Raw genomic sequence first — 20967 nt, 5'->3', positions numbered from 1 at the left:
GCTCTCACGGCGCAGGGGGCAGCCGACGGCGCTGACCGTTCGAGGCGGCCGGATCGGCACACCCCGCTCGTATCGCCGCGGTTGCCACCGTTGGCCGACGACGCCGGTCGCCGGCCGACGGTCCGGCTACTTGATGAGGGCGTTGGCGATGATGATGACCAGGCCGAGGAGCATGTCGAGGGCGCCGGCGCGGTATGCGGAGGGCCATCGGTGGCCGGCGGTGCGGGCGGCCTGGGTGCCCCAGGTGAACAGGGCGAGGGTGTTGAACAGGAGGGCTGTGTCCACGGCTGTGGTTTCCGCCCACCATCCGGCTTGCGCGGTGAGGAGTATTGCGACCGTGGGCAGTGTGGCGGCGACCAGTGGCCATTCGGCGAGCACCAGCCGGAGTCTGGTCGCGCCGGTCGCCCCGTTGGCTGTCCCGTCGGCTGTCTCCTCGGTGGTCGCGCGCTGGGCGATGACGTGGGCGTATCCGTGGGCTGCGGCCGACGTGAGTGCGGTGAGCAGGATCCACAGTGCGTCCGGGCCGGGGTCGGCCTTTTCGCCCGTGGTGTCGAGCGCGGCTGCCAGGGCGCTGGCCAGGACCAGGCCGTAGATGCCGCTGAACAGGGACCGTTCCTGCGGCCGGTGACGCGAGGTCACCTTGGGTGCGACGGCCCTTCGGCGGTCATGGTGGGCGCGCTCGGGCATCGCATCGCCTCGGTGCGGGAAGAGGGGTGGGGTCCGCACATACTCACCCCCGCGACGCCGGAGAACCCGACGCCACGCGCAGAGGGAGTCAGGACGCGGGTGTCCGGTGCCGTACCGGCGAGGAGGGAGGTACGCCGGGAGGCAGACGATCTCAGCCCCGACCGGTGATGCCCTCAGCGGCCTTTGAACGTCACTTCCTTCGAGCCGTCGGCGTGGTCGTAGGTGCCGGTGAATCCCCAGTTCTGCCAGCCCCCGTCACCGTTGTTGACGATGGTTCCCTCGTCGACGGCGAACACGTCGACACCGTCCACCACCGCGAGGTGTTCGACGCCGGACACCCCGGAGAAGGACAGGTCGTTGAAGGACTTCACCGCGATGATGTTCGTGTCGGGGAAGCTGCGGCCGTACTCCTCGATCAGCGACTGCGTCAGCTCGCCGTCGTCGCCCGGCACATCGCCGGAGTAGTCCGTGCCGGGGTACGGTCCGCCGTCCGTGTACTTCGGCGTCTCGTCGTTGAGGTTGACCGTGCCCGAGCCGGTGGGGGTGGAGTCGGCGTCCAGGTCGGCGGGTTCGGGCTGCTCGAAGGCGGCTTCCTTGCCGTCGCGCGTGAAGTCGCCGTAGTAGGCCCAGTTGGTGTAGCCGCCGTCGCCGTCGTTGCTGAACGTGCCCTTGTCGAAGACGTACACGTCGAACACGGCCCGGCCCGAGGCGATGTCGTCCCCCTGCTCGTCGTCGTGGTACTCGGTCGAGTTGAGCCGGTACCTGCCCTCGTGGACGAACGAGTCCGGCTCGTCCACCCAGTGCGACGACTGCTCCGAGTGCATCGCGACCACGTTGTAGTCGGGGAAACAGCGGCGCATGTCGTTCACCAGCATCCGCACCGCCTGGGCCGACGCCTCGTTGTCGAGCGGGGAGTACGTGTTGTAGTACCGGTTCCGGTCGGGGAGTTCCTGCCCCTCGATCTGGCACCCCTCGTCGCCCGGCTTCCAGTCCTTCTTCCGCTGGGGACGCGGCGGCTCCTGGAAGGTGACGGTGCGGCGGTCCTCGCTGACGTCGAAGACTCCGTGGAAGGCGCGGTTCTTCCAGCCGAGGTCGGCGTCGTCGGCCCAGGTGAACTTGCCGGTCTTGAAGGCGTAGACGCGGTAGGTCGTACCGCTGATCTCGACGGTCTCGATCAGGGCCGCGCCGTCCATCTGCTGGAGGTTTCCCTCGTGCGGCTGTGCGATGACGATGTTGTAGTCGGGCAGGCAGTAGGCGAGGTCGTCGAGCGCCAGCTTGACCCGCTTCTCCTTGTTCTTCTCGTTGTCGATCTTGTCGATGACAAAGTTGACCAGGTAGGAGTAGCCCCAGGCGGCCGCCTTGCTGGCGGGGCCGTTGCCCGGCACGGAGATCTTCGAGTTCGACGACCGCTCCCGTGGCTCGAAGCAGAGACTGGGCAGGGAGTTCCCCTCACTGTCCTCGGATTCGCCGCCGGGTTCGCCGTTGAGTTCTTGACCGGACGCGTCGTCGAGTCCGTGCGGTGCTTCACCGGGAGCGGTGGCGGGCTCGACGGGGTCGTCGGGATGGGGCCTCGGCTTGTCGAGGGCGCTGTTGTCAGTGCCGCAGTCGCCGCCGCTCCCCATCTGGACGATGCGGCAGACGTGTTCGTACGCGTAACCGGCGATGTTCCTGTCGACGCCGGTGGCGACGATCGCACCTGCCACGAGGGCGACGACGCCGAGCGTTCCGAGGTATTCGACCGCCGCCTGCCCCGTGTTCATGCGTATGTCTCTGCCTGTCCGGTCACTGCGTTTCACGTGTCACCTCGTCGTGGTCTGCTCCCGTCACCGGTGACATGCACCCGTCGGAGATCGCACTGTAACGACGAGACCTGGACCCATGGGCAGGGTCCAGAGACCCATGCCCAGGCCCTAAAACAGCAGGCGGGACCCAACCCAACCCGTACGGTCACTTGACCGGTCCGTTCGGCGTCACACGGTGAATCCGTCGAGGGTGCTGTACTGACCGGACAGTTTGGTCACCACGATGGTGTGTCTGCCCGAGGAGAGCGGACCGGACGTGTACACCGCGACGTTCGCGTGCCGTACGCCGTCGCTCGGAACCGTGCTGACGATCTGCTGCGGTCCGCCGTCGATGCTGATGCCGATGTTTCCCTGGTCGGTGTTCTGCTCGCCGTACACCGTGACTTTGCTGCCGGTGAAGGTGAGTGACGCGGTCGATCCGTTCGACGTCGCGTAGTGGACGTCGTTCTGGTGGTCGCCGTACGAGCGGCCGTCCGCGTAGGCGTATCCGCTGTAGCTGATGCCGCTGTCGTCGTCGTTGAGCCGGATGGATCCAGGGACCTGCGGAGTGACGGAGATCTGCCCGGCCGAGGTGCCCGCCGGGATCGGGACGATCATGAATCCGCTGGACAGGTGGGTCACATTCGCGACCGGGGTGGTGCCGATGTACACCGGTGTCGCCGGGCCGAAGCCCTCGCCGGCGACGAGGACCTCCGTCGCGTTGGCCGTGGGCGACACGTAGAAGATCCTCGGGGGGACGGAGAGGGCCGGTGTGAAGGAACCGGAGCCCGTGCCCGCGGCGCGCAGCAGGGCGTTGGGAAGGTCGCTCGGCCTGGGCGTTGCCGGGATGGTCGTGTTCCCGCTCGCGTGGGTGTCGACCGGCTGGGCGCACGGGTACGACTGGATTCCGGCGGAGAAGTAGTTGCCGGTGATCCAGAAGTGGCCCGTCGGGCTGCAGCCGCCGTGTGCTTTGTCACCGGCGCGGAAAGCGATGTTTCCCTGCCAGTTGATCCATTCCGAGCCGGCGTCGTTGTAGTAGGTGAAGTTGGTCGTGGGGCCGTTGTAGGCGATGTTGCCGGTGACCTGCAGCCCCTTGGCCAGAGTCTTCACCGGGTCGATCGTCGTCCCGTCCGCCTGGTACACGTACTGCGCCTGGTGCCCCTCGACGTAGACGGCGCCGCCGTCGCTGCGGACGGACAGATAGTCATGGAGGATGTTGTTGCTGATGGTGTTCGAGCTGTTGATGTTCGTGGTGTTCTGCGGGGTGCTCGCCTGGTTGACGTGACCCTGGATGACTCCGGCGGTGATGCCGGTGTACGGCAGGTCGTACAGGTTGTTGCGGGTGATGGTCGTGTGCTGTGAGAACAGCAGGGTGATGCCGCTGGCCGAGGAGTAGTCGGTACCGATGTGATGGATGACGTTGTCCGCCACGGTGGTACCGGTCAGGATTTCGTTGGTGCCGATCGCGGCGGTCTCGTTCGCTCCGTTGGGGGTGCAGTTCCGCTTGATCCCGGCGGCGTCGGACGGGTTGGTCGGCAGCGGGTCGTAGGTGCAGCCGAGGAGGATCGCGGTCGAGGCGATGTCGGTGAACTCGTTGCCCTGGATGAGGGTGTCGGCCGCTCCGTACATCACGCCCAGTCCGGCTCCGCCGAGTCCGGTGAACCGGTTGCCGGTGAGCGTGATGTTCTTGGCAGCGGTGAACGAGACGTTGGCCAGGGGCTGGGTCAGTGACCCCCAGGGGCAGCTTCCCGCCGGGTTGGAGAACCCGCACATGCCCTGGTTGTTCGCGCCGGTCATCCGCAGATTGCTCTGTACGTCGGCGAATCCCGAGCTGGTGGAGGGAGCGTTCCAGGTCGCGTACGAGAACTGAAGACCGCTGAAGGTGATGTCGTGGACGGGCGCGGCGAGCGTACCGGCGCCTTGGACCAGGGTTTCGAGGCGCGGCAGTTCCACGTCGAGGGCGGACATCTGCTGACCCGCCGACGGCTTGTAGTACAACGTGCCGCCGGCGCCGTCCAGGAACCACTGCCCGGAACCGAGCAGGGCCTGCGCGTTCTCGATCCGCGCGGGCATCGTGTGGGGCGACATGGACGGCAGGCCACCGCTGGCCTGCGCGTAGGACGCCCGGGCGGTCACATTGGTCCAGCACGGCTGGCTCATCGTCAGCGTTCCGGCCGCCGCGGAGAAGCCGGCCACGCGGCACCTCGAATCGGTCCAGGGCCCGTTGCCACCGGGGTAGCCGAACTCGACCCCCGCCACCTGGCTCGCCGTCAGCGAGCCGAACCACGCCATCGCCGCCTGGTCGCCGGAGATCGTGTAGCCCGTCGACGTCCCGGTCCATGAGCCCCGGAAGCCCAGGCTCGCCGGGGTCGCACGCGCTGTCGGGGCCTTGTGGCCGTCGACGTACAGCTGGCGGCTGTTGCTGGAATTCGGTACCGGAGCGGACCACACCCCGCTCGATCCGCGCTGCGTCCAGCCGGTGACCTGTGAGGCCCCGGAGATCACCGGACGCGCCCCCGGCGCGGCCCGCCACACCACCGGGTGCCCCGGAGTGCCCGAGTCCGCCGGGCCGAGGGCCCAGGTCTTGGACAGGCGATACACGCCGTCGGCCAGCAGTACGGTGACGTCCGCGGAAGCCTCCGCGGCGAGCCGAGCCCGAACCGCCTCCTGGGCACCGGACAGGGAACACGGAGCCGAGGGGGAACAGGCCGAACCCGTCCCGGACGGCGACGCGTAGAGCGTCACGGAGGGCGCGGCCGCGGCGGATTGGACCACGGGTGTCGTCAGGATCAGACCGAGGGCCGCCACGATCGGGCCGACGCGGCGCAGCAGTCTCCGACTGATCGAACCTTGAGATGACACGGCGGGTCCTTCCCCTGTACGAAGACGAGTCGGGTCCGAGCGACCGGAGGGCCGGCGTGAAGGGCCGGGCAGCGCGCATTTCCATGAAGGGCGTGCCGGGGTCGGGAGCGGGGGCCCGGCTGCTGAAGGACGAACGGGTACCGCGTCCGCTGGAGCACTCGCGCATGTCTGAGAGGTGCTTCCGGCGTAACTGACGTGCTGGGCCGTGCACTTACATCCCATGTTTGGTGCATAGTCGAGCTGCCCACCCCATCCTGTCAAGGGTCTGCGCGAGCCTGCCGTACCAACGCTTCTGTCCGGCAGGGGTGTTGAGTGCGCGGTCGCCATCCCACACTGACAATGCCACCTGAACTGCCCACGGGAGTGCATTCATCGGGTGTCTGGTTCGTCGACGACACGCCTGCGGACAGCCTCCACCGCGGCGGGTGCGTTGTCCCGTTGACGTTCGGTGGAGGTGGAGGTGGAGATGGAGTTGCGGTGGGGGCGGGGGTGGGGGCGGCGCGGGAGGGCCCTGCCGCCATCGCTGTGGTGACAGGGCCCTCGGTCGGGTCGGTCGTGTGGTTACTTGGCCTCTTCGTAGACGACCCAGACCTGGCCGCGGTCGAAGGCCATCGGCTCGCCGTTCGCGTGGGTGAAGGTGGTGCCCGCCTCGGCGGTGGGCCGGTCCCAGGTGGTCTCGTACGCCTGGCCGTCGCGCAGCACGGTGGCCGAGCCGGTGCCGACCGTCTCCTCGTACGGGGTCTCGCCGCTGGAGTCCGGCGGCATGGCGACCTTCTGGACCACGATGGTCTTTGCGCCGAGCCGGTCGCCGTCACCGCTCGTCGCGGGGGCGTCGTCGAAGGACGTGAGCCAGCGGTCCTCCTCCGCCGACCAGGTGAAGGAGGTGGTGGCGGCGCCGTAGTTCACGGCGCGCTCCGTGGTCGGCGTGCCGCCCGCAGGCGCGTCGTCGGCGAAGCGGAAGCCGATGTCGTGGCTCGTGCCGGCCTCGGGAGCCTCTTCGAGGATCTTGTCGGGATACCCGTAGAGGTTGTGGGGAGCCTCGTGGTCGGTGCCCCGGTAGTAGCTGTCGGGGAAGTCCTCGTGGGACACGCCGTAGAGCGTGGACGCGTTGATCATGTCCACGACCTCGGCCCGTGCGCCGGAGTACGCCAGCGCGGGACGGCCGAACATGCGGAGCTGCTCGATGTTGTACTCGCGAGCGCTGCGTACGGGCCCTACGGCGGCGGGCAGTTTGCTGGAGTAGAGGCCGAGCAGTCGGCTCAGGCCGCCCTCGACCTTCTCGACGAAGACGATGTCCGCGTCCTCCAGGGCGGTTTGCGGTCGGGCGCCCTTGTGGTTGTCGATCTTCACCGCCAGCACGGGGGCCGGCTCGGCGGGCAGTCCCGTGAAGGGTGAGGTGGCTTCGGCAGGCGCGGAATTCTCGTGCGGGGCGGTCTCTCCCGCCCAGGAGACCGTGGCCTGCCCCGCTGACAACGCGCCCACCACGGCCAGGGAGGCCAGCAGGCGTGGGGTCCTGCGCGCACCTCGGGACTTTCCGGTGGGGGTCGGTGAGGTGGTGTTGCCCAGCATGAACAGCCCTCCGTCGTGGGGGAGTCGGATGGACAGCCCACCTCATCTTCTCGGCGCCGCGTCGTCAATACCGTTGTATGACTTGTTCTCACTTCGCGAACGCGACTGCCGGCGAACGCCGTCGGCCCGTACGGCCGAGAGGACATCCACCGACATCCCCTTCACCACTGCGCGCCGCGCAGCGGCACGGGGTGAGCCATGGCGCCGGGAGATCAGGTCGATTCGCGCACGACGAGTTCATTCGGCATGATCACCGGCCCCGTGGGGCCGCCGTCTATCAGGCCCAGAAGCAGATGGACGGTGGCGGTCGCCTGGTCGGCCATCGGGCTGCGCACCGAGGTGAGCGCGGGACTGGTGTAGGACGCGGCTTCTATGTCGTCGAAGCCGATGACCGCCACGTCTTCGGGGACACGCCGGCCCGACTGATGGAGGGTGCGCAGGGCTCCGATCGCCATCAGATCGTTGGCCGCGAACACCGCGTCGAGATCGGGATCGTCCTCCAGGAGCTGCCGCATGGCTTCGGCGCCGGAGGCTCTGGTGAAATCGCCCAGTGCAACGATGGAGCGACGGCCGGTGTCACGCAGCGTCCGGCGGTAGCCGTCGAGACGCTCACGTGACTCGTACAGTTCGAGCGGCCCGGTGATGGTGGCGATCCGGCGCCGACCGCGCTCCAGAAGATGACGCACCGCCAGAGCCGCTCCGCCGGTGTTGTCCAGCGCCACATACGGGACGTCCTGTGCGGAGGTGCGGTTGAACGACACGACGGGCAGGCCCTGCCGGGCCAGGGCGCCCGGCAGGGGATCCGTACCGTGCAGGGCGACCAGGAGCACGCCGTCCACATGCCCGCCGGCGATGTACTCCACCACTCTGGTCCGGCTCTGGTCCGATTCCGCGAGCATGAGAACGAGCCGTTTGCCCGCCGTCTCGAGTTCTCTGCTGACGGCGCGGACCACGGCGGAGAAGAGGGGGTCGTCGGAGACGACTCCTTGAGGCGGGTCGGAGACCACCACGGCGACCGTGTCTGTGCGCCGGGTGACGAGATTGCGTGCCGCCCCGTTGGGTACGTAGCCCAACTCCTGCACGGCGCGCATGACGACGTCCCGGATCTGCGGGGCGACCGTCGTCTCGCCGTTGATGACACGGGAGACGCTCGATTTGGACACGCCCGCGCGGGCGGCGACCACTTCAAGGGTGGGGCGTTTCATACCTGTCCGTCCCCTGTGCCGCCGCCCGGATTCATACGCGGAGCGGGTTTTCTCATCGGGGCGACCTCCGGCTCTGCGTCATGACGATATGAGCAGCGTATCCGCAGGCCGGGGCGGAATGACCATGCTCGGGAGCACGTCTCCCTCCGTGCCGCCCCCGTGGCTCCCGACGCGCCACCCCGGCCTGCGAGATACCGCTCCCTCCATGTGCCGTCGGTGTTACGTCGCTGTTTTTTCAAGGTGAAAGAGCCCTTGACAGCCTTTGCTGCCGTCTCCATCCTCCCTCTCAGGGAGCGCTCCCTGACCTCCCCCCGCCGTTTGAGGAGTCGCCCGTGCCATCCCTGCTGCGCCGCTTCAACTTATTCCTGGCCCTCGCGGCCTCACTGCTCGCTTTTGTCGCTCTCCCCGCCCCTACCGCCCAGGCGGCGGAGGTCCTGCTCTCCCAGGGAAAGACCGCCACCGCGTCGAGTACCGAGGGAGCCTTCAGCGCCCCGAGCGCCGTCGACGGCGACCCCGGGACGCGCTGGTCCAGTGCCTTCGCCGACCCGCAGTGGATTCAGATCGACCTCGGCGCGCGTGCCGAGATCAGCCGCGTCGTCCTCAACTGGGAAGCCGCGTACGGCACGGCGTTCCGGATCGAGGTATCGAGCGACGCGCAGAGCTGGACAACCGTCCACCAGACGGCCACGAGCACGGGCGGCACCCAGAACCTGTCCGTTTCCGGCGCCGGCCGCTATGTGCGCATGTACGGGACGCAGCGTGCCACCCCGTACGGCTTCTCGCTGTGGGAGTTCCAGGTGTACGGCTCCGCCGGCACCGGTGGTCCCGGCGCCGCCGGCACCCTGCTCTCGTACGGCAGGCCGGGCGCGGCGTCCTCCTCCCAGGCCGACGGGAACTGCTGGGAGTGCACGCCGGCCAGGGCCTTCGACCGGGACGCGGCCTCCCGCTGGGCCACCAGCGCCACCACGGGATGGACCGATCCCGGCTGGATCTCAGTCGACCTCGGCGCGACGGCGCAGATCGACAAGGTCGTCCTGCAGTGGGATCCCGCCTATGCCAAGTCCTTCCAGATCCAGGTCTCGCCGAACGGGACCGACTGGACGCCGATCTACTCGACGACCGCCGGCACGGGCTTCAAACAGACCCTTGCCGTCTCCGGCACCGGCCGCTACGTGCGCATGTACGGGACGCAGCGCGCCACCCCGTACGGCTACTCGCTCTGGGAGTTCCAGGTGTACGGCACGGGCGGCGCCCCGATCCAGCCTCCGCCGCTGCCGAGCGACCCCGCGAACCCGCCGCGGCTGGTGTGGGGCGACGAGTTCGACGGCGCCGCCGGTGGCAGGCCCGACCCCGCGAAGTGGCGGGCGGATCCGGGCACCGGGCCGAACAACGAGCTGGAGTACTACACCGACAACCGCAACGCCGCACTGGACGGGGCGGGACACCTGGTGATGGAAGCACGCAAGGAGGTCACCGCCGGATCGTCGTGCCCGCGCGACCCGTTGAGCGGCAGCACCACCTGTCAGTACACCTCGGCGCGGATGAACACCGGCGCGACGTTCCAGTTCACCTACGGACGCGTCGAAGCACGCATCAAGGTGCCCAAGGGCAACGGCCTGTGGCCCGCGTTCTGGATGATGGGCGGCGACTTCCTGACGGGCCGGCCGTGGCCGTACAACGGCGAGATCGACATCGTGGAGGTCCTCGGCAAGGACGTGAAGACCGCCTACTCGACCGTCCACGCACCCGCCTACAACGGCGGAGGCGGAATCGGCGCGCCGTACACACTGCCCGGGAACGCCGACTTCTCCGACGACTTCCACACCTGGACCGCCGACTGGAACAGCAAAGGCATCACCTACAGCCTGGACGGCCGGACGGTCTTCTCCCTCGACAAGGACCAGGTCGAGCAGACACGCGGGCCGTGGATCTTCGACCACCCCCACTACATGATCCTCAACCTGGCGGTCGGAGGTGACTGGCCGGGCCCGACGGACGCCAGCACCCCCTTCCCGTCCAAGATGCTCGTCGACTACGTGCGGGTCTATCAGTAACCCCCTCGCAACGCCCCGGCGTTCGCGAAGTTCCCGGGCCGCTCCACCCGCTCCCTCGGGGCGGCCCGGGACACCCGCATCACGCGCCGCGCACACATCGCCGTCCGGCTCCCGCTCGACCTGTCGTTCTCCCCTCGCTCTACTCCGGCAAGAAGAAGAACCTTCACCCCCCGATGTCCGTGAGGACGTGAGATGCGTAGACATCCCGCACATCTGTACACACTGTTGGTCAACGCCCTGGTGGTCGTGCTGGCCGCCGCCCTGAGCCTGACCGTCTCGACCCAGCAGGCGCGGGCCGCGACAGTCACCGTCCAGGCCGAGTCCTACGCGGCCCAGTCAGGTGTCACGCTGGAGGCGACCTCGGACACCGGAGGCGGGCAGAACGCCTCGTATCTCGCCGACGGCGACTGGATGCGCTTCGACAACGTCGACCTCGGCGCGGCCGGCCGGCTGACGGTGTCGGCCCGGATCGCTTCCGCCGTCGGCTCCGGAACGTTGGAGCTACGCACCGCGAGCCTGGCCGGACCGCTGCTCGCCGTCATGCCCATCGCCCCGACCGGCGGTTGGCAGAACTGGGCGACCAGGACCACCCAGGTCACGACGCATCCCACCGGTTCCCAGACGGTGTTCGCCGTGCTGCGCGGCTCGGCACCCGGTGACTTCGTCAACATCAACTGGTTCTCCTTCGCCGGCGAGGGAGACAGCGCGGCGGCCGGATGGATTCCCGTCGACCAGGCCAAGTGGAACGCCCAGTTGGCGCAGTACCGTGCGATGACGCCGGCCGCGGTGCCCGCCGGTGTGGTCCGCGTTCCGGAGTTCAACGCCACCTGCACCTACAGCCACTCCAAGCCGGACGACCCCATCGTCTTTCCTGGCCTTCCCGGCGCGTCCCACATGCACAGCTTCTTCGGCAACAAGAGCACCGACGCGTTCTCCACGACCGAGTCGCTGCTGGGCAACGCGCCGACCAGCTGCACCCCCGCCAACGACCTCTCCGCGTACTGGATCCCCACCCTCTACGAGAACGACAAGGCCGTCGAGCCCGAAGGCATGATCGTTTACTACGGTTCCCGGCTCCCCGACCCCTCGGTGACCGTGCCCTTCCCGCAGGGTTTCCGCATGATCGCGGGCGACGCCCGGGCGCAGACGCCCACCCCGGCAGGATCACCGGGCCAGTTCTGGTGCGCCGGCGAGGGCGGCGAGACCGGCAGAAGCGCCGACGGCAACTGGCCGGTCTGCGCCCCGAAGGCCCACCTCACCCACCAACTCGTCTTCCCCGACTGCTGGGACGGCAAGAACCTCGACAGTCCCGACCACAAGTCGCACGTGGCGTTCACCTACGACGGCAAGTGCAGCGGCGCCTACCCCGTCGCCATCCCCAACCTCTCATTCGTCACCAGCTACCCGACCAGCGGCAGCACCCAGGGCTTCCGGCTGGCGTCGGGCATGCCGTCGTCCATCCACGGTGACTTCTTCAACGCCTGGGACAACGCCGCTCTCGGACATCGCGTGAAGGACTGCATCACCCAGAAGGCCAAGTGCAACTCCGCGGGCACGTTCTGACCCTGTGTTCGGCATGCGCCGGGGCCATGGCGCTGTCGGTTGTCGGCCGCACCGCGCGGCCGACAGCCGGCACACCAGCGACGCCGCCCGGGCGCTCGACAGGTCCGAGCGCGGTGTCGTCAGTGCTCCCCGCGTCTGCGGGGAGCACCCCCACGAGACGGCGCTGACAACGCCTGGATCCGTATCTAACCGCGTGCCGGAGGGTGCTCGGCCGGACGGCGCCCCCAGGCCGAGATCAGCGGCGCGAGTGTCAGGTCGAGTTCGCCCGCGTCGACGGCGGCCAGGTGCGCGTCGATCTCGGCGTCGTCGGCCAGGCCGGCCGCGAGCAGTTCGCCGCGCACGTGTCGGACGGTCGCCGCCTCCAGCCGGTCGCACGCCGGTCCGCCGACCGGGAAGGAGCCCGCCGCGGCGACATCCACCAAGCCGGCCTCTCGCAACGCCCGCGGCAGTGTCCGGCCGTAGCGCAGGTCCGCGCCGCGGCGCGTCAGCAGTTCCCGGACCGCGTCGCGCAGCCGGTTGGCCCGCCGCTGCGCGGGGCCGCTGTCGTCCAGGCACGCCAGTGGCTGCAGAGCGGTATCGGCGTCCTCGATCAGCAGCCGGCCGCCGGGCCGCAGCGCTGCCGCCATCGTGGCCAACACGCGAGCCCGGTCGGGTACATGGACCAGCACGAGCCGGGCGTGCACCAGATCGAAGTTTCCCGGCTCCGGAGGCGGATCAGCGGCGACGTCGTGCCGGCGCACCTCGTACCCGTCGCCCTCCTTCAGCCACGACGGATCGATGTCCGTGGCCAGTACGTACCCGGTCGGACCGACGGCCGCCGCGAGCGCCTCCGGGATACCGGGTCCACCGGCCCCCACTTCCCAGCAGCGCGAGCCGGCCCCGACCCCCAGCCGATCGAAGTGCCCGCGCGTCACACCGTCGAACAGCTCGGCCAGCCAAACGAACCGCTCGCCCGCCTCGGCGCGCGCGTTGTCCAGCAGGTACCCACGGGCGGGGGCGGACGCTCCACCGAGCGCGGTGGTCCCCCCTGTCGGATCCGGTCGGCCACCGACATGCGGCGGGCGGGGCGAGGAGGTCATGACTCCATGGTCGACCTTTCCGGGCCACCGGCGCCACGACGACGGGAGAGGGATGCCTCACACGGCCGGTGAACTCCGCACGTCCCACAGCCCAGTTCCGCACCAAGGCCGTGCCACGTCAGTCGCTCCAAGCCGTCGCCCATCAGTCGCCACGGATTCCTGAGCCGACCGCAGGCGCCAAGCAGACGGGTCGCCCGCCACCGCACGCATAAGTGACGGGCCCCGGCCCCGTGCCCGTCAAACAGCAGGGCTCTGAGTTGAGGTGCGGAGTCTGTCCCCGCCGGACTCGTCCTCGATCGGCAGCCACTCGGGGTGGAAATCGGGGTGGTCGACGTACGCCGTAACGAGTTCGTCGATCACAGGGCTACGGAACCTGACTTGTTGACGGGCGATCAAGTCCAGGCCGAAGTCCTGCAAGGAGGTACGCCCCCTGTTGTCGTCCACCGCGACCCACGGGGCCTCCTCCACCCAGTACATGAGCCTGCGCTTCGCCTCGACATCAGCGAGGACCTGGTCCCGCAACCGTGCCACGTCCTGGTTCTTGCCGGGCTTCAATGCGCGAGCCGCAGTCTCGTCCTCACGAAGACGAGCCCGCAGAAACTCCATCATGATCGCGACGTCGACTTGTCTCATCACGGTCCCCCTTGCCGGTATGCGCTGAGGGGTCATCATTCACCACTCAGTCGCTCAACCCAGGACGCTGGAGGGCCTCCTGGCGCGCTTCCGGGGCCCGCAGACGCTCGTACGGACCATGATCCTGGCCGGCCGGCGGCGGACGCCCCCACCGCCGCTTCGAACGCAAACCCGAGCACTTCCTCGCCTTCGCAGTAACACTCTTCCGCTGCTTGTAGCAAGTGAGGGTGTGGCCATGGCCAAGACTGCGCTCTATCAGTCGTCGCGGACCACGTACGGGATCTTGAGACCACGAGCAGCCCATGGCAGGCTCACGCCGCATGATCGATGAGTTCGCGAAAGACAACCTGCACGGGAGACTGCGGCGGGACCGCGAGGCGCTGCTCTGGAAGCTCGACGGCCTGTCCGAATACGACACCCGTCGGCCTTTGACGGCGACCGGGACCAACCTTCTCGGCCTGGTCAAACACGTGGCCGGCGTCGAGGCCAGATACTTCGGCGAGGTCTTCGACCGACCGTCTCCGGAACCGCTGCCCCGGTGGCAGGACTCCGACGGCAGCGATCTGTGGGCGGCTGAGGACGAGACCCGCGATCAGATCATCGAGTCCTACCGACGTACGTGGGAACACTCGGACGCGACGATCAACGAGCTTCCCCTCGACGCCCCCGGCCACGTGCCGTGGTGGCCGGAGCCTTGTCCCAACACGAACCTGTTCGCCATCCTGGTCCACGTCCTCGGCGAGACCAACCGGCACGCAGGGCACGCCGACATCCTGCGCGAAGGCATCGACGGCCGAACCGGGATGCGCCCCGAACACGAGACGCAGATCGATGAGGACGCCCGCACCGCCTACCGCGCGAAGATCGAGCAGGCCGCCAGATCGGCCGCATGAGTCAAGGCATGGAAGGTTGTCCCACGTGACGTGATGCCCGTGCGGCACGCTGCCGGTCGTGGGCGCTGATCCGTGCTGGGCGAAGTTTCCCCATACGGCAGTCAGATTGCTCTCGGTGATCTCCGCGCGGTGCGGGTCCCCGTCCGGGGCCGGATGCACCTGCCCCATCAAGTCACCCTTGATGACCGCGTGAGAAAGCGCCACGGCGCGCAGCCCCACCCCACCAACAGCCCCAGGGAGCGATCGAGGCGCACCGAGCGTTCATCGCCCGCCGACGCACGCTCAGGCCCCCCGGCCCTCAGCCCTTGCCGAAGTGCACCGCGGGGAAGGCGCCCGCTGCCCTGAGGGTTTCTGAGAAGCTGCCGGCCAGTTCGGTGAGGCGTGCGGTGGCGGCCGGGCCGAGGTGGTCGTACGGGGCGGCATCAAGGCGGTCGGTGAGTACCTCGGCCTCCCCGCGCAGGGCCGTGCCCGCCTGAGTGAGGTCGCCTGCCTCGTCCAGCAGGCCGCGCTCGCGCAACTGGTTCCGGGCGGTGTCCCATTGCTGCGCGGACCATCCGCGGGTCCGCATGAACAGTGCCGATGTCGGGCCCGTACCGGTGGCGTTGTGCAGGACCAGCGCCTCGATGCCGGACAGGCCGGCGATCGCCAGGGCGGCGAGGTGACCGTCACCCCGGTGTTCGCGCAGCAGTGTCGCGGCGTGCCACAGAGCCAGGTGCGGTTCCTCGGGTACGGGGAGGTCGGCGTTGGCGGCGTACAGCGGCCGTGCCTCCCGGCGGCAGGCTTCGGTGGCGTGCAGGGCGAGTTCGGCCGCCTCGGTCATCTTTGTGGAGGTGAGGGCCTCCTTCCCGAGCAGCCGCCGCAGCGTTCGGTCCGCGCCGCGCAGGCGTGCCGTGAGCACCCTCTCCGGCGTGGTGCGGGTCCATGCGGCGGGGATGTACCGCTGCACGTGCTGGTGGTTGAAGTTGTAGAACGTCGCTGTGACGGTGCCCGCGTCGACGGCCCCGAGCGGTGCTGCGCGGCTCGCGAGGTAGACCATGGCTCCGCGCTCCAGCCCGAGTGCCGCGAGTTCGTCCTTCGGCTCTGGCGCGAAGTACACGGATGCGTGCAGAGGGCTGACGGCGTTGTGGCAGTGGCGGCCTGTGCTCGCCTTGAGGATGGTCATGCTGTGGCTCCGGTCTCGATGATCAGGTGCGGTCTTGCGGTCTTGCGGTCTTGCGGTCTTGCGGCCAGGCGGCGGGCGGTGCGCGGTGCGCGTTGCGCGTCAGGCTTCGTCCGTGGGCTCGTGGTGGGGGCGGTCGGTCAGTCCGGCCGCGGTCTGGGTGAGGTGCTCGGTCAGGACCTCGGCTGCGGTGTCGGCGTCGCGGGCGAGGGCTGCCTCCTCCAGCCGGCGATGCTCCAGGGCGCCGTCCCGGTCGGGGTTGCGGTGCGCCGACCAGCGGCGGGCCAGCTCGCTCGCGGTCCACATACGGTCGAAGGTCTCCAGCAGGACGAGGTTGCCGCATCCCTCCAGCAGGGTGCGGTGGAAGACCCGGTGGGCTTCGGCCCATGTGCCGCTGTAGTGCTCGCCCTCCTCCGCCACGTACGCCGGGGTGCGGGCCAGACGGTGGTGGGCGGCTCGTACGCGAGCTTCCCAGTCGATGTCGCCGCGTTCGATGGACATGCGCAGCATGACCGGTTCGATGCTCCGGCGGGCCTCCGCGATCTCCTGCCAGCGACGGTCGGAGAAGGCCGGGACGGCGAAGCCGCGGTTGGGCAGCCGGTCGGCGAGCCCCTCGCCGACCACCCGCACGAGAGCTTCGCGCACGACGGCCAGGCTCACGCCCTGCTCTTTCGCGAGGTCTTGGGGTTTGAGGGGGTCACCGGGGGCGTGGTCCCCGCGCATGATCGCCTCGCGCAGGTGTGTGTAGACCTGCTCGGAGAGCATCTGCTTCCCCGCCGAGGCTGAGGAGTGGGTCGTCTGGGTCATGACTACACAATAGACGATCAGGAGAATAATCGATTATCGGTGTTATGGTCGATCGTGTGGTGAGCAGAAGCGTGACCGCAACGCCTCCTGGCGCCGCCACGGCGGGACCCGCCGTCGGCCGCCTCATCACCACTCCACGGCACACCCGAGAGGTACGACATCATGAGCTCCAACGACCCCTTCGCCCGTCTCCCCGAGGCGGTCTCTTTCACCGTTGTCAGCACCACCGTCACCGACGGCGCCGCATGGTCGATCGAGCAGTTCTCCGGTCTCTCCGGCGTTCCCGGCGGGAAGGACATCTCTCCGCAGCTTTCCTGGCGCGGCGCCCCGAAAGGCACCAGGAGCTACGCGGTCACGGTCTACGACCCCGACGCCCCCACCGGGTCCGGTTTCTGGCACTGGGCGGTCGCCGACATCCCCGCCACCGTCACCGAACTGCCCGAAGGCGCCGGCGACGACACCGGCTCGGGCCTGCCCGGGGGCGCGTTCCAGCTGCCCAACGACGCCCGCGCGGCCCGCTTCATCGGCGCCGCCCCGCCGGCCGGACACGGCCCGCACCGCTACTTCACCGTGGTGCACGCCCTCGACGTCGACACCATCGGCGTCCCCGCCGACGCCACTCCGGCCGCCCTCGGCTTCACCATGGCCGGCCACATCCTCGGCCGCGCGATCCTGACCGCCACCGCTGAGGTTCTCGTCTGAGGAACAGCCATTGGCCCCGCGCCGAGCGCGACCAAGCCACCCACCTGGTCAACGTCCGGTGGGACGCGTGAGGGATCAGGCAAACCGCGTCCGTGCGGCGCTGGGAGGAGGAGCCCACAGACTACGAGGAGGGCACTTGACCGGCATCCGCCCCGGTCAAGTGCCCTTCCCTGGCGCCTAGAAGAAGCCCAGTTTCTTCGGCGAGTACGACACCAGCAAGTTCTTCGTCTGCTGGTGGTACAGCCGCCGCACCGTCGCTGACCAGGAGAGATAGAGGTTGACGGTGCGATCGGGGCGACGTCGGCCCGAGTATGGTCCGGATCTTGCTTCCTGCGTGAACGTAGAGGGACCTTGTGCCCCGGGGTGGACTACACGTCTTATGGCGATCGGTCTCTGCCCTGAGTGGAGGGCGAGGCGTCTGAAAGAAAGCGCATGGTCGCGTGAGGAGGCAGAACATGGCGGGGTCGACCTTGCGCGCCAGGCGCTGGTCGCCGCCCAGAAGGCCGCGCAGAAGAACGATGCTGGCCGGGCGAGGAAACCCAGGCGGCGGACCGGGCCGGTGGTGCGGCGAGGCGGCTCGGGCGCGGTGCCGCGATCAGCATGATGATGACCGAGCGCGGCCTGACTGCCCCGGCAGCCGGCGGCAGCGTCCTCGCCCACCAGGAACCGTCCTTGTCGCCGTCGCGCCCGAACTCACCGGACACCCGGGCCCTGACGTACGACGCGGACATCATCGTTGCCCGGAAGATTGCCGCCGTCGCCGAACTGGCTGATCTGTGCGCCACGGTCGGTATCGCGCTGGCCGCCGCGCCGTTCACGATGGGGCTGACGGCGCTGCTGGCGGGCGGGAAGATCGTGGCCACCCGTATCGCGTTCAAGCGGACCTCAAGGAGATGGCGGAGGCGGCGGTCTCGGAGATCACCGCCATCCTCACCCAGCCCAAGGTGGCGGCGCTGGAGAGCATCGTGACGGATCTGGTGATCCAGACCGCGATGAACGTGACCGGTCAGCAGGACGGCATCGACGCCGGCCAGACAGCCCGGGCCGGCAAGGACAGCCTCCAGCTGAACTCGGCCGGCCGGCGGAGGCGGGGGCCTGGGCATCGACCACGACGCCCACGGCAACACCGGTGGCGAACTCGCGACCGCGGGCCGGTGTCCCCCCCCGACCCTGGCTGACCGCCCCGTGGTGTGGGTGACATGGCACGACGTGCCACGGCCTACGCCAGCTGGGCCCGGCAAGACCCTGCCCACATCCAGGCAGTGGGAGAAGGCGGCCCGTGGCCCGCGGGGGCGCAGCTACCCGTGGGGCGCGGAGCCGACCGCCGCGAAGGCGAACACAGTCGAGGTCGGCGTCGATGCGACGACCTCCGTGGCCCGGTACCAGTCCGGCATCAGCCCGTTCGGCGCCTTCGACATGTGCGGCAACGTGTGGGAGTGGTGTTCGACCGAGAAGGAGCCGGGCAACGGGCGGTACGAGCTGAAGGGGAGTGCCTTCACCTCCCCGTTCGAACGCGCCGCCCCGTCGCAGCGGAACGCAGCCAACGCGGCCATGAAGGACAACGACACGGGGTTCCGCTGCGTGGCTGCTCAGTCCTAGGCCGTCCGACGCGGACATCGGCCGACGGTCACGGCGTACGCCCCTGACCGGGACCGGCAGACGGCGAACGCCCCCGCCGTGCGAGGTATGTGGGCGCCTCGCACGGCCGGGGAGGCCGGCGCCTCGCGTCGTTCAGAGCGCGCCGAACAACCGTCCCGCGTCGCGCAGCGCGTGCTTCGCGACCCGTTCGCCGAGGTCGAGGCCGGCCAGGTCGGCCGAGCGGGTGTGGATGCCGGAGAAGACGCGGGCTTGCACGTTCTCCTGGGACAGTTGGTTCCAGGCGGTGTAGGTGCGGGTCACTCCGGGCGCGGTGGGGCTGGTCAGCTCGAACGGCGCCGTGCGCGGCCCGGTGAGCGCGGTGAGAATCGCTTCCGCCGCGCCGGAGTACGTGTTGTGGCCGCTGGGGTAGTCGGGATGGGCCGGTGTGACGTGCAGCGGCGTCCACGCGGGGTCGGGGTCGATGGTGCCGGTGCGGACGGCCGTGACCGGGCGCCAGCGCAGATGCGCGTATTTGCTGTCGGAGGTGGCGATCTGCGTGTCCACCTCCGCCACGTGGAACAGCGCCACCAGCCGGGCCTGTTGGGCAGTGGACCCCGGTGACCGGGACAGAGCGACCCGCAGCGGCTCGGTGTACAGCGTCAGTGAGGAGCCGAACCAGAAGTTGGCGGTCTCGGTCTGCCGCGCCGTACGGACGCCGCTGTTCACGGCTCCGTACGCACGTACTTCGGCCAGGTCGGCACGGTAGCGGGCGGAGTCCAGGGCGGGTGGCGCGGGCAGCCGGTACTGGTCGGGACTGTTCAGGAGGAAGGGCTTGGCGAGCCGGTTGCCGTACTGCGTGGCGGGGGCGTGGCCGGGCGGGGTCGGCTGCCACACGCCCGGCGCCGCCGGCGGGACGGTGAACGGGGCGTTCACCGAGGTCGGGTCCAGGCCGTCGCCCGCACGGGATGCCAGCGACAGTCGTGCCTGGCGGGCACCGGCCGACAGGCCCCGCGACTCGGCCGGTCCGTCCGGAACACGCTCCAGCGTCGCGGCCAGCGCGGCGTTCAACTCATCCGTACGGGTCGGAACCAGGGCGACAAGGGAGTCGTGCACGGCGGACGCGAGTGCGGCGTCCTGGAAGTCGTCCCGGTCGAGGCCCGCCGGCACATTGCCGGTGGCTCGCGCCGCCGCGAGCCAACTGATGGCCCAGGTGCGGTTGTTGGTCACCTGGGTGGCCGCACCGCCTGCCGCGATGGTCTCGGCCGTCGTGTCGTACCAGTCGAGTGTCACGGACGGCTGCGCCGGCTGTTCCCGCGCCGTGGCCGCGGCGGGTGGGACGGCGGCGGAGACGGCCAGCAGGGCGGCCGAGCCCAGTGCCACCAGGGCGGTTCGGGTGGCATGGGCAGTAGGGCGAGTGCTGAGCTGGTGCATGAGTACTCCTTCATGGTCTGACCGGACGAGAGCTGGTGAGGACGGGCGCATCCGCACACGAAGGACATCCGCCCCCGACGGCGGTCGATGTGCGGACGGCCGAGGCATGCCGTGGACGTGCCGTGGAGGGGGCTGTCGTCGAAGTGCCGCCTGTCCCGCGGCCGGAGGGGGACGGCGCTGCTTCGAAGACACGCCCCGGGTCAGCTACACAGGGCTGTGGCGACACGCATCAGGTCGACGGCGCGCCGCCGGGTGAAGCGCGGGGAGATCCGCATGCGAGCGAAGCTAGCCACGCCCCGACCGCGGGTCAACGGCCGACGGCCGCCCGGACCCACTTCGCAACGGTGACTTCGTCTCACCGCCATACGCCCGTGATTCGGCGGCCGTCGGGAAGCCTGCCGGACCGGCCTGTCAGGCCGCCCGGACTGCCGGCCGGGTGCCCAACTCCAGGATTCGCAGGGCGCGTTCCGTGGCATCGGCCAGGATCTCGCGGCTCCCCTCGATCGCTTCGGGCAGAATCGCGCTGTACGCGTCGACGCCGATCGCCCGCACCAGATGCGCGCCCGGCCCGATGGTGCCCGCGAGCACGAACACCGGCACTCCGGCCGCGTGGGCCCGGCTCGCGACTTCGGCGGGGATCTTGCCGCGTACGGTCTGGTGGTCGAGCGCCCCCTCGGCGGTGATCACCAGATCGGCACGGGCCAGCCTGGCGTCCAGGTCGAGCCGGTCGAGCAGGACCTCGAAGCGGGGCAGGAGCCGCGCCCCCAGCGCGGCCAGTCCGGCACCGAGACCGCCGGAGGCCCCGGTGCCGGGGGCGGTCCGCAGATCGATCGCGGACGGCAGATCCCGGGTGAGGACCACCGCCCACTGTGCAGCGGTTCGCTGCACCAGAGCACGACCACCGTTCCCAGCAGCAGGAGGCAGCGTGCCTCCGGCGGGGTGAGCGGCCCTTGCACCGGTGCGT

At 69.5% G+C, this 20967-nt stretch carries 17 protein-coding genes and 1 pseudogene; 6 read left to right on the top strand and 12 right to left on the bottom strand.

What is annotated here, in order from left to right; translation table 11 throughout:
* Window positions 1-126: 126 nt before the first annotated feature.
* From ACFUN8_RS20010 to ACFUN8_RS19990, 5 genes are all read right to left on the bottom strand, one after another.
* Entirely contained in the window at window positions 127-687 is a 561-nt protein-coding gene (locus ACFUN8_RS20010) for a hypothetical protein (RefSeq protein WP_383639103.1), read from the bottom strand.
* A 173-nt stretch (window positions 688-860) separates the two neighbouring features.
* Window positions 861-2447, bottom strand: a complete 1587-nt coding sequence (locus tag ACFUN8_RS20005; RefSeq protein ID WP_383639100.1) for a hypothetical protein — start codon at window positions 2445-2447, stop codon at window positions 861-863.
* A gap of 210 nt (window positions 2448-2657) precedes the next feature.
* Window positions 2658-5330, bottom strand: coding sequence for a hypothetical protein (locus tag ACFUN8_RS20000; RefSeq protein ID WP_383639097.1), 2673 nt, complete (start codon window positions 5328-5330; stop codon window positions 2658-2660).
* Between the two features lie 561 nt (window positions 5331-5891).
* Window positions 5892-6899 carry a DUF3048 domain-containing protein gene (locus tag ACFUN8_RS19995; protein ID WP_383639093.1) on the bottom strand — a complete coding sequence of 336 codons (1008 nt, stop codon included), beginning with the start codon at window positions 6897-6899 and terminating at the stop codon, window positions 5892-5894.
* A 212-nt stretch (window positions 6900-7111) separates the two neighbouring features.
* On the bottom strand, window positions 7112-8104 hold the full coding sequence (locus ACFUN8_RS19990) for a LacI family DNA-binding transcriptional regulator (RefSeq protein WP_383639090.1): 993 nt from the start codon (window positions 8102-8104) through the stop codon (window positions 7112-7114).
* A 332-nt stretch (window positions 8105-8436) separates the two neighbouring features.
* Here ACFUN8_RS19990 and ACFUN8_RS19985 point away from each other — a divergent pair, with 332 nt between their 5' ends.
* Together ACFUN8_RS19985 and ACFUN8_RS19980 are read left to right on the top strand one after the other, a co-directional pair.
* The gene (locus ACFUN8_RS19985) at window positions 8437-10158 is read left to right on the top strand and encodes a discoidin domain-containing protein (protein WP_383639087.1); all 1722 of its coding nucleotides are present in this window, start codon (window positions 8437-8439) and stop codon (window positions 10156-10158) included.
* 192 nt (window positions 10159-10350) lie between these two features.
* Complete coding sequence (locus tag ACFUN8_RS19980; protein WP_383639084.1) at window positions 10351-11721, top strand: DUF1996 domain-containing protein; 1371 nt, start codon at window positions 10351-10353, stop codon at window positions 11719-11721.
* 185 nt (window positions 11722-11906) lie between these two features.
* On the opposite strand, the gene ACFUN8_RS19975 is transcribed toward ACFUN8_RS19980, so the two are convergent.
* The gene (locus tag ACFUN8_RS19975; protein WP_383639081.1) at window positions 11907-12800 is read right to left on the bottom strand and encodes a methyltransferase domain-containing protein; all 894 of its coding nucleotides are present in this window, start codon (window positions 12798-12800) and stop codon (window positions 11907-11909) included.
* Between the two features lie 237 nt (window positions 12801-13037).
* Window positions 13038-13433 (bottom strand): DUF6221 family protein, encoded by a 396-nt coding sequence (locus ACFUN8_RS19970; protein ID WP_383639078.1) that lies wholly within the window; start codon window positions 13431-13433, stop codon window positions 13038-13040.
* A gap of 320 nt (window positions 13434-13753) precedes the next feature.
* Here ACFUN8_RS19970 and ACFUN8_RS19965 point away from each other — a divergent pair, with 320 nt between their 5' ends.
* On the top strand, window positions 13754-14326 hold the full coding sequence (locus ACFUN8_RS19965) for a DinB family protein (protein ID WP_383639075.1): 573 nt from the start codon (window positions 13754-13756) through the stop codon (window positions 14324-14326).
* A gap of 298 nt (window positions 14327-14624) precedes the next feature.
* Here the strand turns inward: ACFUN8_RS19965 and ACFUN8_RS19960 are convergent, their stop codons facing one another.
* Window positions 14625-15488, bottom strand: coding sequence for a hypothetical protein (locus tag ACFUN8_RS19960; RefSeq protein ID WP_383639072.1), 864 nt, complete (start codon window positions 15486-15488; stop codon window positions 14625-14627).
* Window positions 15489-15587: 99 nt separating this feature from the next.
* A complete protein-coding gene (locus ACFUN8_RS19955) occupies window positions 15588-16292 on the bottom strand; it encodes a GntR family transcriptional regulator (protein ID WP_383639069.1) in 705 nt (234 codons plus the stop codon).
* Window positions 16293-16454: 162 nt separating this feature from the next.
* On the opposite strand from ACFUN8_RS19955, the gene ACFUN8_RS19950 reads away from it, so the two are divergent.
* From ACFUN8_RS19950 to ACFUN8_RS19940, 3 genes and pseudogenes are all read left to right on the top strand, one after another.
* The gene (locus ACFUN8_RS19950; RefSeq protein ID WP_383639066.1) at window positions 16455-16994 is read left to right on the top strand and encodes a YbhB/YbcL family Raf kinase inhibitor-like protein; all 540 of its coding nucleotides are present in this window, start codon (window positions 16455-16457) and stop codon (window positions 16992-16994) included.
* A gap of 708 nt (window positions 16995-17702) precedes the next feature.
* Window positions 17703-18137: pseudogene (locus ACFUN8_RS19945) on the top strand (hypothetical protein); the annotation flags it as partial.
* Window positions 18138-18203: 66 nt separating this feature from the next.
* The gene (locus tag ACFUN8_RS19940) at window positions 18204-18593 is read left to right on the top strand and encodes a formylglycine-generating enzyme family protein (RefSeq protein ID WP_383639142.1); all 390 of its coding nucleotides are present in this window, start codon (window positions 18204-18206) and stop codon (window positions 18591-18593) included.
* A gap of 132 nt (window positions 18594-18725) precedes the next feature.
* On the opposite strand, the gene ACFUN8_RS19935 is transcribed toward ACFUN8_RS19940, so the two are convergent.
* The 3 genes from ACFUN8_RS19935 to ACFUN8_RS19925 all read right to left on the bottom strand — a co-directional run.
* A complete protein-coding gene (locus ACFUN8_RS19935; RefSeq protein ID WP_383639063.1) occupies window positions 18726-20003 on the bottom strand; it encodes a vanadium-dependent haloperoxidase in 1278 nt (425 codons plus the stop codon).
* Between the two features lie 200 nt (window positions 20004-20203).
* Window positions 20204-20278 (bottom strand): putative leader peptide, encoded by a 75-nt coding sequence (locus tag ACFUN8_RS19930; RefSeq protein ID WP_383639139.1) that lies wholly within the window; start codon window positions 20276-20278, stop codon window positions 20204-20206.
* Between the two features lie 136 nt (window positions 20279-20414).
* Window positions 20415-20967 (bottom strand): glycerate kinase (locus ACFUN8_RS19925; protein ID WP_383639060.1); only part of this gene is annotated, 553 nt, incomplete at its 5' end.

Origin of the sequence: Streptomyces sp. NPDC057307 (assembly GCF_042667665.1) — a bacterium.
Lineage (GTDB): Bacteria > Actinomycetota > Actinomycetes > Streptomycetales > Streptomycetaceae > Streptomyces.
The sequence above is the reverse complement of the archived record's forward strand: the minus strand, read 5'-3'. Positions and strand labels throughout refer to the sequence as shown.